Source organism: Paraburkholderia sp. A1RI-2L (assembly GCF_048957375.1).
Lineage (GTDB): Bacteria > Pseudomonadota > Gammaproteobacteria > Burkholderiales > Burkholderiaceae > Paraburkholderia.
The window spans coordinates 741,802-756,921 of the sequence record NZ_JARBTA010000003.1; the positions used below are offsets into that span (position 1 = coordinate 741,802).

The 15,120-nt window shown below is 60.7% G+C and carries 13 protein-coding genes and 1 pseudogene; 6 read left to right on the forward strand and 8 right to left on the reverse strand.

Features of this window, described 5'->3' with window-relative positions; translation table 11 throughout:
* Positions 1 to 32: 32 nt before the first annotated feature.
* From PWP93_RS26585 to PWP93_RS26610, 6 genes are all read right to left on the reverse strand, one after another.
* Entirely contained in the window at positions 33 to 377 is a 345-nt protein-coding gene (locus PWP93_RS26585; protein WP_421027110.1) for an STAS domain-containing protein, read from the reverse strand.
* A gap of 14 nt (positions 378 to 391) precedes the next feature.
* Positions 392 to 817 carry an ATP-binding protein gene (locus PWP93_RS26590; protein ID WP_421027111.1) on the reverse strand — a complete coding sequence of 142 codons (426 nt, stop codon included), beginning with the start codon at positions 815 to 817 and terminating at the stop codon, positions 392 to 394.
* Complete coding sequence (locus PWP93_RS26595) at positions 814 to 2,817, reverse strand: SpoIIE family protein phosphatase (protein ID WP_421046691.1); 2,004 nt, start codon at positions 2,815 to 2,817, stop codon at positions 814 to 816. Before PWP93_RS26595 ends, PWP93_RS26590 begins: the two co-directional genes overlap by 4 nt.
* 54 nt (positions 2,818 to 2,871) lie before the next feature.
* Positions 2,872 to 3,822 carry a hypothetical protein gene (locus PWP93_RS26600; RefSeq protein ID WP_421046692.1) on the reverse strand — a complete coding sequence of 317 codons (951 nt, stop codon included), beginning with the start codon at positions 3,820 to 3,822 and terminating at the stop codon, positions 2,872 to 2,874.
* A gap of 1,028 nt (positions 3,823 to 4,850) precedes the next feature.
* On the reverse strand, positions 4,851 to 6,935 hold the full coding sequence (locus PWP93_RS26605; protein WP_421046693.1) for a serine hydrolase domain-containing protein: 2,085 nt from the start codon (positions 6,933 to 6,935) through the stop codon (positions 4,851 to 4,853).
* 54 nt (positions 6,936 to 6,989) lie between these two features.
* Positions 6,990 to 8,906: a serine hydrolase domain-containing protein gene (locus PWP93_RS26610; RefSeq protein WP_421046694.1), complete on the reverse strand. Its 1,917-nt coding sequence runs from the start codon at positions 8,904 to 8,906 to the stop codon at positions 6,990 to 6,992.
* 975 nt (positions 8,907 to 9,881) lie between these two features.
* Here PWP93_RS26610 and PWP93_RS26615 point away from each other — a divergent pair.
* The 3 genes and pseudogenes from PWP93_RS26615 to PWP93_RS26625 all read left to right on the forward strand — a co-directional run bounded on the left by PWP93_RS26615 (position 9,882) and on the right by PWP93_RS26625 (position 12,029).
* Positions 9,882 to 10,448 carry a hypothetical protein gene (locus PWP93_RS26615; protein ID WP_421046695.1) on the forward strand — a complete coding sequence of 189 codons (567 nt, stop codon included), beginning with the start codon at positions 9,882 to 9,884 and terminating at the stop codon, positions 10,446 to 10,448.
* A gap of 107 nt (positions 10,449 to 10,555) precedes the next feature.
* Positions 10,556 to 10,702, forward strand: a pseudogene (locus PWP93_RS26620) (IS6 family transposase); the annotation flags it as partial.
* 490 nt (positions 10,703 to 11,192) lie between these two features.
* A complete protein-coding gene (locus PWP93_RS26625; protein ID WP_421046696.1) occupies positions 11,193 to 12,029 on the forward strand; it encodes a c-type cytochrome in 837 nt (278 codons plus the stop codon).
* Between the two features lie 242 nt (positions 12,030 to 12,271).
* Here the strand turns inward: PWP93_RS26625 and PWP93_RS26630 are convergent, their stop codons facing one another.
* The gene (locus PWP93_RS26630; RefSeq protein ID WP_421046697.1) at positions 12,272 to 12,601 is read right to left on the reverse strand and encodes a hypothetical protein; all 330 of its coding nucleotides are present in this window, start codon (positions 12,599 to 12,601) and stop codon (positions 12,272 to 12,274) included.
* A gap of 343 nt (positions 12,602 to 12,944) precedes the next feature.
* Positions 12,945 to 13,247, reverse strand: a complete 303-nt coding sequence (locus PWP93_RS26635) for a hypothetical protein (RefSeq protein WP_421046698.1) — start codon at positions 13,245 to 13,247, stop codon at positions 12,945 to 12,947.
* Positions 13,248 to 13,720: 473 nt separating this feature from the next.
* On the opposite strand from PWP93_RS26635, the gene rpsU reads away from it, so the two are divergent.
* From rpsU to PWP93_RS26650, 3 genes are all read left to right on the forward strand, one after another.
* Positions 13,721 to 13,933 (forward strand): 30S ribosomal protein S21, encoded by a 213-nt coding sequence (rpsU, locus tag PWP93_RS26640; RefSeq protein WP_322061210.1) that lies wholly within the window; start codon positions 13,721 to 13,723, stop codon positions 13,931 to 13,933.
* Between the two features lie 384 nt (positions 13,934 to 14,317).
* Positions 14,318 to 14,521, forward strand: a complete 204-nt coding sequence (locus PWP93_RS26645) for a cold-shock protein (RefSeq protein WP_421027121.1) — start codon at positions 14,318 to 14,320, stop codon at positions 14,519 to 14,521.
* A gap of 274 nt (positions 14,522 to 14,795) precedes the next feature.
* Positions 14,796 to 15,020 (forward strand): hypothetical protein, encoded by a 225-nt coding sequence (locus PWP93_RS26650; RefSeq protein WP_421046699.1) that lies wholly within the window; start codon positions 14,796 to 14,798, stop codon positions 15,018 to 15,020.
* The last annotated feature ends 100 nt before the right edge of the window (positions 15,021 to 15,120 follow it).

Sequence of the window (15,120 nt, forward strand, 5' to 3'; positions counted from 1 at the left end):
CCCGTCACGCATGGGCAAGCGAGGCGCGACGCTCAGGCGCCGTTGCCCGAAAGCGCGGCAAGCGCCGCCGCGCGGTCTGGCAGAATGCGAAACAGCGAGTCGAAGCCGATCACCTGGAACACCTCGTGAACCGGCGCCGCGAGTCCCGCCAGCACGAGATCGTGCCCGGTGCCCTTCGCAATCTTCGCGGCCTTGAGCATCACGCGCAGCCCCGCCGAACTCACGTACTGCACGTCGGTGAGATCGAGCAGCACGCACGACGCGCTCTGCACGCGCTCGGGCAACACTTCTTCGAGCTGCCCCGCCGTCGTGCTGTCCACGCGCCCCGACACGGCGATTGCCAGCACTTCGCCCTCGTTGACTTCGCTGATATTCATGTTTCCCTCGTAGATCAGTTTCGCGCGGGCGCGATGCGCTTCGCGAAGCTCAAACAGTTGTACGGCTCGCGGCGTTCATAGGCCACCTTATCCATCATCTTCTTGACGAGAAAGACACCCAGCCCGCCAATCGCGCGATCCTCGACGCTGCTCGTCACGTCGGGGTCGGCGAGCTGCAGCGGATCGAACGCGACGCCGTCGTCGATCACCTGTGCCCACACCTCGTCGGCCGCGACCGTCACGTGAATGCGAATCGGCTGCTGCGCCGAGCCGTAGGCCGCGATGTTCGAAACGACCTCGTCGAACGCCATCGCAAAAGACTGCAGCAGCGCATGCGGCAAGCCGTGCGCGGCAAAAAATATGTCGAGTGAATCGACAAGGCCGCCGATATCCGGTGCGTGCACCGTCAACTGCGTATCGAATCGGTCGCTCACGTTCATGCCTTCATCGGCCCGGCCGCTCCATAGTGAACTGCCAGGCAGGTAATGTCGTCGGACTGCGGCGCGCCATCGGCGAACTCGTAGACGCTGTCGACGAGCCGCTTGAGCAGCGCCTCCACGCCGAGTCCCGCCGAAGCCGTAAGATGTCCGGCAAGGCGCGCTTCGCCGTACTCCTCGTCGGCGGGGTTGAACGCCTCGGTAATGCCGTCGGTGTAGAGCAGCAGCGTCGAGCCCGAAGCGATCTGGGCGCTCGCTTGCACGAACGGCACGCCTTCGATCACGCCGAGCGCCATGCCGCCCGTGCCCGGCAATTGAGAAACCGTGCCGTCCGGCGCGACCAGCCAAGGCGAATTATGCCCGCCGTTCGCGTATTCGAGCATACCCGTGCCCGTATCGAGAATACCGTAGAACAGCGTCACGAACATCGTGGCCTCGTTATCCTGCGCGAGCAGGTCGTTGGCAAGCGCGAGGCAGGCGCCGGGACCGGCTGCGCTTGGCGCGATCGCGCGCAGCAGCGTGCGCGCCACGGCCATGAACAGTGCGGCGGGCACGCCCTTGCCCGAAACGTCGGCGATCACCACGCCGAGCTTCTGGTCGGACAGCCAGAAATAGTCGTAGAAGTCGCCGCCCACCTCGCGCGCCGGAATCATGCGCGCGAACATCTGCAGATCGGGGCGCGAAGGAAAGCGCGTGGGCACGATCGACTGCTGCATGCGCCGCGCGACGTCCAGCTCCTGCTGGATCGACACGAGCTGCGTGTGTGCGTTGAATACGTTCTGGATCGTGAGGAACCAGGGGCGCCATGCCTGCGGAATATCGGGGATCGATTTTACCGAGCCGCGGTCTTCCTCCTGGATATAGCGCACGAGTTTTTGCGCGGGCACGATCGCGTCGCGATAGGTGAAGCTGCTCGCGATCAGCAGCATCAAGGTCAGGCCCATGACGAGCAGCAGCACGCTCGGCACGCCCGTTTCCAGCGCCACCTTCACGAGATTCCAGCGCGGCACGAGCAGCACGAGATGGAACGGCGCGTTCTGGATGCCAAGCGTCTCCACGTAATAGCCGTCCAGCTCGACGAGGTCGCCGTCCGCCGCCTGCAGCGTGGCTGGCAGATCGCGGCGCAATGCCAGAGGAAACGCTTCAGCGGCCTGCAGAATGGTTTGTGCTCCCGAACGCACGAGGGTGGGATGCGCGAGCAACTGCCCGCGATCGTTGATGATGAAGAGCGTGCCGAGGCTCTCGTCCCAGTTGCGCACGAACTGGTTGAGCCGCACGAGCGTGAGATCGAGCGAGACCGAACCGCGAAACGCCTTGTCGTCGTAGACCCCCGCCGAGGCCGTCACCATCACGCCCTGGCCCGCTTCGTCCAGATACACCGGCGTCCAGAGGATGTGCCGCGACGGATCCGCGGCGGGCTCGACGCCGGCGAAGAACTCCTTCTGCTTGAGCGAATCCGCGTAGAAGAAGTTTTTCGACGACACCCACGGATAGATATTGATGAAGCGGTACGCCGACGTGTAATAGACCCAGGTCGCGCCGGGCAGATTGGCCTTGAGGGTCTTGAATGTGCCGTTCAGGCTCAGCGCCATCTCCAGTTCGCGGTCGATGGCGGGCGTGCGCACGCCGACGAGCCCGGTCAGGTTGCCGGCGTCGGCGACGGTCCACGGCGGCGGCAACTGCTCGAGTTCGATGCTGCCGGGCGCGGCGCCCGGTTGCAGCGCGCGCAGCAGCACGGAAGGCGCGGCGCCCTGTGGATGCAGGCGAAACCAGGTTTGTGCCTGGATGCGCATCGTGTTGACAGCGTCCGAGGCGGTCTTGACGATGGCGTCGAGCGACACGGCCTGCTCCTGCATGCGCTGGCCCAGGCTGGACGTCTCGGCGCCCAGCGTCATCCGGAACTGGATGTAGACGAGCGCGCACGCGACGATCAGGACACCGACGAAGGTGCCGCGCATGACGCGGTTGTAGCGGGCGAACAATGCCGCCGTCAGGTCAGCCATACGCTGCCTCGCTCCGTGGGAATCCGGCGCCATGCCGGGTGAGGTCGCGCAGCATCATCGGGCCAGGTTCGCGGCCATGGCCGGCGCGCTTGCGGTGCGGTCCCGCTGCGCTTCGTCGAAGCCGATATGCGTGAGCCGCTTCTGGAACACGCCGAGGCTCGTCAGACGCAGGATCGCCGAAAACGCCTTGCGCGCCATCGAGCCAGGATCGGCAGCACGCGCGCCCTGCTCGGCGCCCAGCACGGCGATCAGCTCCTGGTAGTCCTCGATGCCGGCCACCATCACGTCGAACCAGCTGAGCCACGCCGCCTCGATCGACGCATCCTGCAGCAGCACCTTGCACATGCGGCCGATGCGCGTAGCCTGATCAAGCAGGATCACGTCGATCTCCTCGTCGTTGGCGCTCAGGCGCTGGCGCAGCTCGCGGTCCCAGCGCACGCTGATCTCGGGAAGAAAAATGTAGCGCAGCCCCTGCACGAGACCGATGCGCCGCTCGGCGGAGGGAATGGTCGTGAAGCCGTCGATGGGCCATCCGTCGCCCGGGAAATCGATGATCTGCCGCACGAGATCGGTTGTGTCGGCAATGCGCCGCGGCTCCTTGAAAAGCACCGTGAGGCCGGGGCGCGCATTGTCGGTCCATTCGCCTGGCGACAGCACCCGGCCGACGAACGCGTCGATCTGCGCGGCGGCCTGCGCGAGCCGGAACACGCCGGCGGCGAGCGCCGCCGCATTGAAGCCCGCCGCCGCCTTAACCTCCAGGCCGACCGAGAGCTCCTGGCTCACGCCATAGCGCCCCAGCACGGGGCGCAGCACGATCTCCCGCACGTGGTCGTCGCCATTGAGCAGGCGCAGCAGCGGCTGCACGAACTCGTCGAAGCGCGCGCCCACCGGATAGACACGCGAGGCCGGCAGCGTCACGACACCATGCCCGCGCAGGCGCGCCAGTCCGCCTGCGCTGGACTGCTGCGTCAAACCCACGAAATAATGGTCTGTATGGTCGACCATCCACATTCCCCGAACGCGGCCCCTTGAATGCAGCAGCATGCATGCGTTGCAACCGCCACCACCTCAGCGCAGAGGACAAACGGGAACGCACGCCTCGCGCCGCCTCGCGGCGAGACTTTCACAGGCCTGCCCCCTCATGCCGTCTTTCTCGGTATTGCTGTTGACTGCGCAGGGTCGCTGCTGACGACAACGAGACGAAAACTCGCGAAACCGCGCACAAGTTCGAATACGTCCGTACGTTTTTGTGCGGGACCGTCCATGCAGCAAAACGCGCAGTGAAGGTACCCAAACAAACCGGCAGTGTCAATCGCGACCTCGGCAAAGCGCGCATCGCCACATCGCTTCGAGCTTGCTGGCGACGGCGGTTCATTTCGGCGTGGCTCAAGTCTTGATGTTCATGGTCGTAAACCCGATTGCCGCGTAATGCAAGCCACTACCGTTGCAAAACAGGAAGAACCGTGGCGCCGAAGCGCAAGGGCTGTCCACCGGATGGCTCGACCATGGATTCGCCGCCGTGGTCCGGGAGGGAGTATCCCTGATGTTGAAACACGAACCTGACATCGGGCAACGCACTACATATGGCGTTGTCGTCCGCAGATGCTCGTTTCCCAATCTTCAATCGTGGCACGATTGCGAACGAAAGAAGCCGCATATTTATCTGGATTGCTTATTAATTTACCGGGATCGCGGCGGGATCATGCGGCGCCCTTTCCCCGCTGTCCGGGACGCACCGACCAGGCATCGCATCGCATCGCATCGACTAACCAGGGGGCATGATGAGTCTCGCGTTGCTGCTGGGCGGCGAAAGCTTTCAATGGCAGCGCCAAAAGAACCATTCAGCAGCGTGACCGATGCGCAGATGAAGCAACGGCGAATATGCCGACCTTCGCTCCCCCCGCAATTTTCCCTCAACTCACTTTAACAGCACGATGAAGTAATGGTGAACATGCCATTTTTCGCCCACGAATGCAATTTGAACCACAACACCCTCATGACGGCGACGGCAAACTCATCGCCGGGGCAAGTATTCAGGATGCTGGAGTAAACGTTCGACTGCCGACCGTCATGGTCGGCGTGCCGTTCACCGTTCCAAAAGCGACCTCGTTCAGGTCGCGGAACATGTTGACGGCCATGCGTGCACGTGCGCTGTCGTTCGGGACAGGCAGGAGCAACTGGCCGTTTTGGAGGATCGGTCCGCCACCGGTAAGGAGTACATAGCCTGGCAGTTCGTTAAGGCTGCCGATGACGGTGGGCGCTTCCATCACACTCGGAGCGACCTTCCATAGCGTGGAATCCGTGGATTCGTTACTGATCGTCCACTGTGTTCCCACGCGCTGCTGCCACACGGCGTCGAGTGCCGGCGCCCGCGGCAGTTGCTGGGCCAGCACGCTGACGTCACCGGAAGCGGCGCGCGCCATCAGATAGCAAAAAGTGGTGGCATTGCCGTTCGAATCCTCGCCCGGTACGACCTCGAAGCGGTAGCTCGGCACACCGCTGGTGCTGCTCCACCACCAGCCGTCTTCGCGATATTGATAGCTCGTCACGCCTTCATTGATGGGTGGCCATGTGTAGGGTGTGACGGTCGAGTCGAGCGTTGCGAGCGTGAGACTGCCGTCCGCAGGATTGACGGTAACCTGGATGGGACCGGTATTGTTACCGTAGATGCCGGTCATGGCCGCGACATTCGGGGCCGGGGCCTGCGATGGGATCTGCGCGGCAGTCGCGCTGGCCGGCAGCGCGGCAATCGTTCCTTCCTCCTGCAGCGCACGCAGCGCGATGCCTCGGGCAATGTGGCCCGGATAGAACGCGTCGTTCAGGAAATTTCTGCCGCCGCAGACGAGAACGGCCAGTTGCGCCTTCGGCACCACGATGAAGTCGGTATAGAAGCAGATGGAACCGCCGGTCTTCTCCCAGGCGGTGACGCCTGCCGCGGACAATGCGGGGAGCTGCACATTGTCCCAGCCCAGTCCCCAGCGACTTTCCGGCAACAGGTTGATCGGCAGTGTCGTCGTCTGGTCGGTGCCCATCTGGGCGACGCCGGCCGCGGACACGATGCGCTGCCCCTGAAAGACACCGCCCGCAATGAGCATCTGCGCGAGGTTCATCATGTCGCCCGGCGTTGTGTTCAGGCCGCCCGAAGCGTAGGTGTTGTAATACTCGAGCTGGCTGGTCGGGACGCCATTGATGTACGGATGCGCAAACTCAGCCCCCGCCGACGTCTGCGCGCTCGTCAGGAAGCCCGAATTCGTCATGCCGAGCGGCGCGAGAATGTTCTGCGTGACGAAGTCCGGGTAGCTCTGCCCGCTCACCGCCTGCACGACAGGCTCGATCATCGTGAAGCCGTCATTGTTGTAGCTGGCCATCTGCCCCGGCAAATGCTTCAGGTGCATGTTCGCGAATGCCTGCATCGTCAGTTCCGCGTCGCCGGGAACCGGCACGAACGCAGAAGCATCGTGACCACAGACGAACCCGGGCAGGCCCGAGGCATGCGAGAGCAGATGCCGCGTCGTGATCTGCGTATAGGCCGGTGAGAGCATCTTGAATGACGGCAGGTATTGAACGATCGGCGTATCGAGGTTCAGCAGCCCGCGATCCTGCAGGATCATCGCCGCCAGCGCGGCCACCACCTTGCTGACCGAACCGATGTTAAAGCGCGTGAGCGTGGTCGCCGCCGTATTGCTGGTGGCCGAGCCAAACGCTTTCTGCCAGACGATCTGGTTGCCTTTGAGCAGCGCCATCGACACCGCCGAGCCGTCGGTCTGTCCCAGATTTATGGCCTGTTGGACGGCGCTCTCGGCCCAAGCCCGGGTGTTGGCGTACGTGCTGGCGGAGCTATTGGCCGTGCCGCTGCCGCAGCCCGGTAACGCGACGGCCAACATGCCGGCTCCCGTATAGCCGAGGAATCTGCGACGGCCCGCGCTCTCCAGTATCGCCCCGGCGGCCGTTTCCAACGGCTGGAGCGTTTCCCCCGAAGTCCCTGCAATCTTGTTCATGGCGTGTGGTCCGTCTTTTCGTTTACATTTTGCCCACGCGGCACGCAAATCGTACCGGCATTCGTTTAAAGATGGCCAGCAAATAGAATTGTGCGGATGCAGTTTTGGCGATGCCATCATCCTGCATCTGCGTTTTTGGAGCGCGACAGACCGCTATCGCCTCTACTGGCCTGATTACACTGGAACCCTGACGAATTGCAGTCCGCCAACGGTCATGGTCTCCGAACCGTCAGCGGCAACGGAAAAGCTGATTTCATTCAATTCTCTGCCCGCCTCGTTGGGCGCCCGGACGGACACCCCGCCACGATCGTCCGCTAACGGCGTGAGCAACTGGTACCCCCACGGATCGTTCCCGCCAAACAGGATGTATCCCTCGAATTCGGAAAGGCTGCCGATCGTGGTGTGCCATGTGGCGGCTCCGCGGAGCGCGGTGATTTCGTCGGTGGAAGTCAGGTTGGTCGGCACCCATGTCGAATTCAGGCGCGCTTGCCATGCGGACGAAAGCGGCAGTGATTGCGCCGTCAATTGTTGGGCTATGACGTCGCCGCCCAGGGTACTGCTGCCGCTCGTGCGTTGAACCAGATAGCGGTAACTGAATGGCTGGCCGTCCAGATCGGTTCCGGACTGGATATTGAAGCTGTAGCTGTGTCCGGTGTTGTCGCTCCACCACCAGCCGTCGCTGCGATACTCGTATTTCGTCACCCCGTCGTCCAGTGGCTGCCACATGCTGTTGCCGGTACCGGTCCCCGCATACCGGTTGAGGACGAGACTGCCGTCCGTGCCGACCTGCACGTGGATCGGCGCCGAATGGTTGCCATACATGCCCGCGGCTGTCGTGACGTCCGGTGCCGTCGCAACCGGTGGGACGACCGCCCCGAGCAGAGGCGCCGACGCACGGATAGAACCGTCTTCCTGCATGGCCTGCTCCACGAGCCCGTAGGCCAGCGCAAATGGGTTGTAACCCGTATGGCCCGTCAGCATCACGGCCAGTTGCGCATCCGGCAGCACGATGAACATGCTGGAGAATGCGGGCGTCTCACCGTCCTTTATCCACGTCGTATTGCCTGCATAGGCCAGTGCGGAAGACTTGACCCAGTCCCAACCCAGTCCAAATGAATACACCGGCGTCGGATTGACATGAAGCTTCGTTGTCTGGTCGCGGCCCATCTCGGCGATCGCCGCAGGCGACACGATTTGCCGTCCCTGGAACGCACCGCCGTCCAGCAGCATCTGGGCGAAGTTCATCATGTCCCCCGGTGTCGAGCACAACCCGCCGCTCGCGTACACGTTCGAGAATTCCTGCGGATACCATGCGCCATTGATGCCATAGGGCATGGCAAACGTGCCGGTGGTCGGCGCGCTTGCCAGGAAGCACGAGTTGGACATGTTCAGCGGAGTCAGGATATTGTGCTGCACAAACTCGACATAGCTCTGTCCGCTCACCGCGGCAACGACAGGGTCGACGAGCGTGAAGCCATCGTTGCAGTAGTTCGCCATTTCCCCCGGCGGATACTTGAGGTGTTCGTTCGCGAGTGCAGTCAGGGTGTTTTCGACGTACCCGGGCATCGCTACGCCGCCCGTGAATATATTCCAATTGTTCTGTCCGCCTAATCCCGAGGAATGTGACAGCAGATGGCGTGTAGTGATCCGCGTGTAGTGCGGCGAGAGCATGGAGAACGACGGCAGATATTTCGCGATCGGCGTATCGAGGTCCAGCAGCCCCCGGTCCTGCAGGATCATCGCGGCCAGCGCGGCGACGACTTTGCTGACCGAGCCGATGTTGAAACGTGTCTGGTTCATGGCCGGCGTGTTGGCCGACGCGTTGCCGAAGGCCTGTTGCCAGACGATTCGGTTGCCCTTCATCAGCGCGACCGACAGGGCGGCGACTTTACCCGTAAGCGCGGCCTCACACTGCTGCCGGCCCCATGCAATGGTGTGGCTGTATGCGTTGCCGGTGCTGCTGCCGGAGCATGCGGGCAGCAGCGCGGCGAGGATCCCCGCACCCGTATAGCTGAGGAACTGCCGGCGGCCTGCGATGCCGAGCGTTGCGTCGATGTTTCCGATCGGATTCCAGCTGTCACTATTCTTCACGTCTTCCCCGTTTGCGTTTCAGAATGAGTCTGCGCCCATCGCCGGCCGACACGGACGCCGGCCGTCCCCTCGAAATGAGGGAGATTCTGGCACAAGCGTAGTCAATCCGTCTCAACTGCTTACTCGCTCGTAAAACCAAAGCCGTGCCTACGTTGTGCACCGCTCAATTTCGCGCCACCGCCGGATAAGCATCGGCGGAATTTTCCAACGCAAGGAAAAAAGGTCGTATCGAGTTGCTGTTTGTACCGACGCGGACGTCGACCTTTTTACCCTTCTCACTCTATCCGAGGGACCATGCGCACAATTTTGTGCTTGCGCACCCGGCATGTAATCGCAGCAAATCCGACACGCTCGCGGCAAGTCCCCACCTCGAGCGCTGGCTGGAAAAACTGATGACAAAATCTGATGCACTCGACGAAATCGGCGTTTTGTCGCGCCTGGCAAATGACAGGATCACAGCGAATCGCGTCGCGGCGTGGGCTTACGCTGCCGCAAATGCTACTGGTGGGCCCGCCTGGCTGTCCGCGTCGAACTATGAACCCGTAACGCCCCGCTATCTTCGCCTCCTGGAGGCAGAGTATTGAGCGAGCATGTGTTTCGACGAGAGGTAATGTCGATAGCAAAGACGCTTTGACGATCTAGCCGCGTCTTGTTCCGCAGGATAGCTGGGGAGGAGCAAGAAAGACAGCCGAGCGGTTTAACCAAACTATTGCATCCACCGGTTGAATCCGCCAACCTCAAGCTGCCTCAAGAACGGCGACACCTGAGCGTCAGCAACCGCCGACAACTTGTCGGCGGCGACCCGGCACGAATGGCGCAACGTCCACTTTTTATTCTTCTCGCATACACCGCTCTTCAGTTTAGTTCGCTTATGCAATTCGCTTAACAATATTCAGGATCGCCCATTGCTCACTTTGCATAGCGTCGATTCGTTTTCTAGAATCGTCTCTAATGCGTTCATCTTGGGGGAGAGGAATGTGCAACGAAATAAAACGGGGAAGCGACAACAGACAATTGCCGGACCAAAAGTGGACTGTGAAAAATGTAGCAAACCGAACTATCTTTCTTGAGTTCCCAAAGAATTTTATGCGGCGACACATCGCGCTCGCGTCAAAAAATGGGGTAGACGGTCAAACGAAGATAGCAAACAAGGCCTCAAAACGACACATCCTTACCTTGAAATCCGATGGTGTAAAGAGCTTCGGTTACTCGTCCCGATCTGCAGCTCATAACGAATTGAGGGCCCGCTATAACGGCGGCGCCACTGGAGCGCAGCATATCATCGACTGCTCGATCACTGACATCAACATAGTAATGACGACCTTGGCGACAAAGCTTGCAGAACTCGACAGCGGCGATTGGAATCGGGGAGACGAACGTTCAGTCCCGTTCACTTTTGAGCACGCATGCGTTAAAAAAGCAGACCCGACTGGCGCAACAAAAAGTGATTACAAGCCGAATTTAACCGCACTTCAAAATATCACGATCGACGTTGTAAAAACTAACGACAACACCTTCGCGTTTATGCATGTTGGCGGGTGACTCATCACTGGCGCCTTTCTCCAGCTACGACCTTGATTCGCCGGTTGTGGTGCAAATCGGGTGGACCGAGGTGTAACGCTCAGGCTTCTTGCGAAAACCAGGCCGCCGTGAGCGACCTCGGAGGCATCGACTGGTTGTTCAGTGGCTGTCACTTCGACCGCGATGTCATCGTCATGTGTGTTCGATGGCACCTGCGTTACAAGCTCACCCTTCGAGACCTCGTCGAAATGATGACGAACGTGGCTTATCGCTCGTGCGGCGAGCTGTCGTTCGGCTCGGTGATGCGGCCAGCGCCAGCAATCCGCCACGTTGCTGCCATAGAACCAGGCGCGCCTCAATGTCCGCTATGACCGAGGACTTGCCGGCCGATACGCCGCGCGAATGGCCGCTCCAGTTTGCAACCGGCCATAGCCATCGCGCTGGGTCGAAAGGCAGCAACGAATCGACTACTCCCCTTGACAAAAAGCATCCGGAGCGATGGCTTCCCCGGTTGCAAGAATGTTGGCGGAGACAGTGGTGTCATGCGATGCACGAACCCAAAATATCCGCATGACGGGATTCGCATTTCACTGCCGTGTGTGCTCATCGGCTTGCACAGGAAGCACGCGTTGGCGACGAGGCGAAGATTTACACCGCTGAGATAATCAGTTCACCGATGTCGAATGAATTGACGGCTGGACCTGGCCGGCGGCTGTGGCGATTTTGTCGCCGACGTCGTCGGGAACAACAATGCTTGGAGCATAAATGTCGAAACGCGTATTGTTTGCGTTGTTGCTGCTGACGCTTGGCGTGATTGGGCATCATGCGGCCGCCCAGCCCGCGATCGAACTTACGATAGCGGGGAAGACCCAGTCGTTTAGCCAAGAAGCGTTGCTGGCGCGTCCAGACACCGCCGAGATCCACGTTCCGCGAGATGTCGCCTACAGTGCGTCGACGACCTACCGCGCCGTGCCGCTGGCCGCCCTGCTCGACGGTGCGGCGTTACCTTCGGACAGCGTGCTCGAGGCGCGTGCAACTGACGGCTTCGCCGCGCAACTGCCGATGGATCTCGTGCGCAACCGTGATCCAGCGACAGCCGTCGCTTGGCTCGCGGTCGAGGATCCGGCTCAGCCGTGGCCAAAGCTGCCGGGCAAGCCGGTCAGCGCGGGACCGTTTTACCTCGTTTGGGTCGGCAGGGAAGCGGCATCCGTGCGCAGCGAGCAGTGGCCCTACCAGGTCGCGCAGCTTGCTACGCAACCGTCCCCATCCGTGCGCTGGCCGGCGCTCGCCGTCGATCCGGCGCTACCGGCAACCGATCCGGTCCGCGCGGGCCAAAGTCTGTTCATCATGCAGTGTCTGGCCTGCCATCGGCTCAACCACGCGGGCAGCGCGGACACGGGCCCCGACCTCAACGTGCCGATGAATCCTGTCGAGTACTTCAAGCCGCCTGCATTGCACCGCTATATTCGCAATCCGGCATCGGTTCGAGACTGGCCCGGCCGGACCATGCCGGCTTTCGCGCCAGATCAACTGAGCGATCGCGAGATCGATCTGATCGTTGCCTATCTTGCTTACACGGCGCAGCGAAAGGTCGAACCGTAAGTCCTACGGATTAAGGCCCGGACGATGCGCAATAGTCCTCGACCGGCCAGTGCAACGTGGAATTTGCTTTGACAGGCGGTCGCTGTCGCGGGCAGGGTTCGGCCAACTGCAACCTTTGGGCCAAGACGAGGTTGCCAACGATCCATCGTCCGCAATGCCGCCGCATGCGGCCAATTCTACATACGTATTACTGGCCGTTGCCTGGCTAACGTGCGCGTATCTTCGCTGGAAGTCCGGCTGCGCTAATGACACTGGCTGTACTGGCACGCACAAGCGGGGCCAGCAAAAAGAGCCCGTAGCGTCAGCTGTGCGCCGCAACTGACGAGCAATGCATCGATCTGGTCCAATGCGCTGAGAGGAAGATCCTGTGCAAGCAGTATGCGAGCCTCGTAGGTACGGTTTCGACATGCAGGCTTGTCTGAAATAGCGCGTTCCAACAAATCGATAAATCGCGTGATTTCGGCGAGCAGACCCTTTCGATCGATAGATCCGGTGCCCACGGCCATATTCCGAAGAGCGACGTCCAGCACGAGAAAATCGCTGATCTCTGAAGTCAGTCCGAAGCCGTCCATTGCAGCTCTCCCTGTGAATGATCACAGCTTCCGCGCGTGCTGCTTGAGTCACTGTACTGCATTCCGGACGATGGCGGGGCGGCCGAAAGGCAAGCGTTTTGGCCAGCGATGATGCACTGGGCCTGGGGCGTCTGAGAATTGCATGCTACGGTCGAAAGGCCGAGAGACTCCTTTAAAGCAGCCATTGATGCCGCGCCAACGCAAACGGCTGCTCCGGATCGTTTCCGGAAGCTCGCGCGACGCCCACAGTCAGCGGTCACCGCGTGGTTAGGGAACTTCCGGGATCGGACCAAAAGCTGTCCTTGACCGTTACATTTCGCTTCGGCGCTCGAATGCGCGCCCCTCACTGGCCAATCACCACCTGAGGGCTGACGATGACGGCTGGAGCAGGTTGATAAATCACGGCGGGAGACGGCCCGCCCTTGCACTTGCTCTTCTCCTTGTATTCGCCGTTTCCTTTCCATTTGCGCTCAACCTTGCACGCCCCATCCCAATATTCTTCCTTGTAATCCCTGCCGTGATGTTTTTCATCTTTCCACGGGTCGGCATGAGCACCAAGGGACACGATGGCGAGCAGGGCGGGGAGCAAGGCGCTCGACAGCAATTGGCAGGACACTTTCATGGCGGATATGGAGTGGGTCTTCAAGCTAGCAGGTTAGCGACTGGCTCATCGGCAATGTGTATCAATGGGTTACTGTTGGTAAAGCTTCCACACGACGTTAAGCGCGCAGGCATGCCGGCAACGTCCGCCCTGGCGAATATTGAGTGGCCGCAGCGGGTCGCGTGCTACCGATCACTGCTTGGCTTTCAACGGCAACCTCTGCGCGCGCTCGATCGCGCAGCCTCGCTCCTGCTGAACTGCGGGGCGCGACGAACGATCCGGCTTCAACGAACGCGCACCCCGGGGATCGGAGCCGATAGCGGCCCGCGACCGGGTATCCAGGCGCTTTCCGTTTGACCCGCGCGAAAAGGGGCGACAGTTGCTACACTTGTGCCGCAGCGAGGTGTAAGCAAAAGCGTCGCCGATGCTCACCATGATCCGCTCGATCGCTGCCTTGTAAATGGAGATGGCGCCAGATCGCCGTTCTCAGTCCTGCCGGATCTCAACAAAGGAACGAGTTGACTACTGTAATTCTGAAACCCGACGAACCCGTGGACGTTGCGTTGCGCCGCTTCCGTCGCGCCATTGAGCGCACAGGCCTGATTCCGGAACTTCGTGCCCGGACAGCCTATGAAAAGCCTACTGCAGAACGAAAGCGCAAAAAGGCTGCCGCAGTGGCGCGTGTGCGCAAGCAGATAAAACGGTCGTTACCACCGAAAAAGCGCTACTGACCGAAGCGACGGCGGCCGCCGCTGATAAAGCGGCCGTCCATCGCATAGCCCAGGCTGCTCACGCGGAACATCGGCAAGGAGGCCGTACAAAGTGGCGAACGCCTGCTGGCGCAGTCCAGCCGTACGCCATGCCTAATGAGGGGTGCAGGCAATCGGGGCCGCATTGTTCAACCACCTGAACGGCTGCATGGAGCAACAGTTACAAGTTAAGTCTTGACGCTGGCACGCACGCGCGGTTAGTGTGTCACCCGAAGGTCAAGAAGTTCGATTGCTGTTCATCAATTGCTCGCTCCTCAGCGGTATTCGTGGTCCTCTCCCTCCTTGTCGCTTCACGCGCTCTCATTAAGAGAGCGAATCTTCGTATTTTCCCTTCAAGGATTATTCATGGAAACCGGTACCGTTAAGTGGTTCAACGACAGCAAAGGCTTTGGCTTCATCACCCCGGACAAGGGTGGCGACGACCTCTTCGCTCATTTCTCCGAGATCAAGACCGACGGCTTCAAGACGCTCGCTGAAAACCAGAAGGTGAGCTTCGAAACGAAGCAAGGCCCGAAGGGTCTGCAAGCGGCTAACATCAAGCCGATGTAAATTTTGAAGAACCCGGCCACCGACGACGGACGCCGGGTTGCAGCGACACCCTCGCGGAGCGTTGTCTCCCAAAGTTGGCGCGATTGCCCTTAGCTGCCCGTATATCCGGCAGCTTGCCAGACGCCATATGCCTCGTTGCACCTCACTCTCTCCCTCGACTCCTACGCCTTTTCGCTTTCCGACTGCTCCAGACTCGGCTCGCAATGGCATTGAATCGGCTCGCCTGTGCACGTTTCTCACGACACACGCGCATTCGGATATCAATAAAATTAAAATGCAAAACAAACACTTTCAACAATACAACGGCTATGCCGTTCAGCCGTCCGCACATCGTTTGCCTGACGGTAGTTTTTCATCCAATCTGCTGCTCGAACGCGCCGATAGCGCGCAATTCGAAGGCTGCTATCAGTTCTATTCGCTCAACTACTTCGCGAGTGAAGAACAGGCACTGGAGCACTCGACGCGCTGGGCACGCAACTGGGTCGACACGCGCGGATAGAGCGCCCCCCACTTGACGCATCATTGGCCCCAGAGCGAGCGCAATAGCCAAACTGACAGTTAAGGCCCACCATTCTCGTTTGGTGAAAATGTCAATACAG

What these genes read in the sequence shown, in the direction of transcription:
- PWP93_RS26585 (WP_421027110.1), bottom strand. Translation starts at nt 377, where the DNA reads ATGAATATCAGCGAAGTCAACGAGGGCGAAGTGCTGGCAATCGCCGTG.
- PWP93_RS26590 (WP_421027111.1), bottom strand. Translation starts at nt 817, where the DNA reads ATGAACGTGAGCGACCGATTCGATACGCAGTTGACGGTGCACGCACCG.
- PWP93_RS26595 (WP_421046691.1), bottom strand. Translation starts at nt 2,817, where the DNA reads ATGGCTGACCTGACGGCGGCATTGTTCGCCCGCTACAACCGCGTCATG.
- PWP93_RS26600 (WP_421046692.1), bottom strand. Translation starts at nt 3,822, where the DNA reads ATGGTCGACCATACAGACCATTATTTCGTGGGTTTGACGCAGCAGTCC.
- PWP93_RS26605 (WP_421046693.1), bottom strand. Translation starts at nt 6,935, where the DNA reads ATGATGGCATCGCCAAAACTGCATCCGCACAATTCTATTTGCTGGCCA.
- PWP93_RS26615 (WP_421046695.1), top strand. Translation starts at nt 9,882, where the DNA reads ATGTGCAACGAAATAAAACGGGGAAGCGACAACAGACAATTGCCGGAC.
- PWP93_RS26625 (WP_421046696.1), top strand. Translation starts at nt 11,193, where the DNA reads ATGTCGAAACGCGTATTGTTTGCGTTGTTGCTGCTGACGCTTGGCGTG.
- PWP93_RS26630 (WP_421046697.1), bottom strand. Translation starts at nt 12,601, where the DNA reads ATGGACGGCTTCGGACTGACTTCAGAGATCAGCGATTTTCTCGTGCTG.
- PWP93_RS26645 (WP_421027121.1), top strand. Translation starts at nt 14,318, where the DNA reads ATGGAAACCGGTACCGTTAAGTGGTTCAACGACAGCAAAGGCTTTGGC.
- PWP93_RS26650 (WP_421046699.1), top strand. Translation starts at nt 14,796, where the DNA reads ATGCAAAACAAACACTTTCAACAATACAACGGCTATGCCGTTCAGCCG.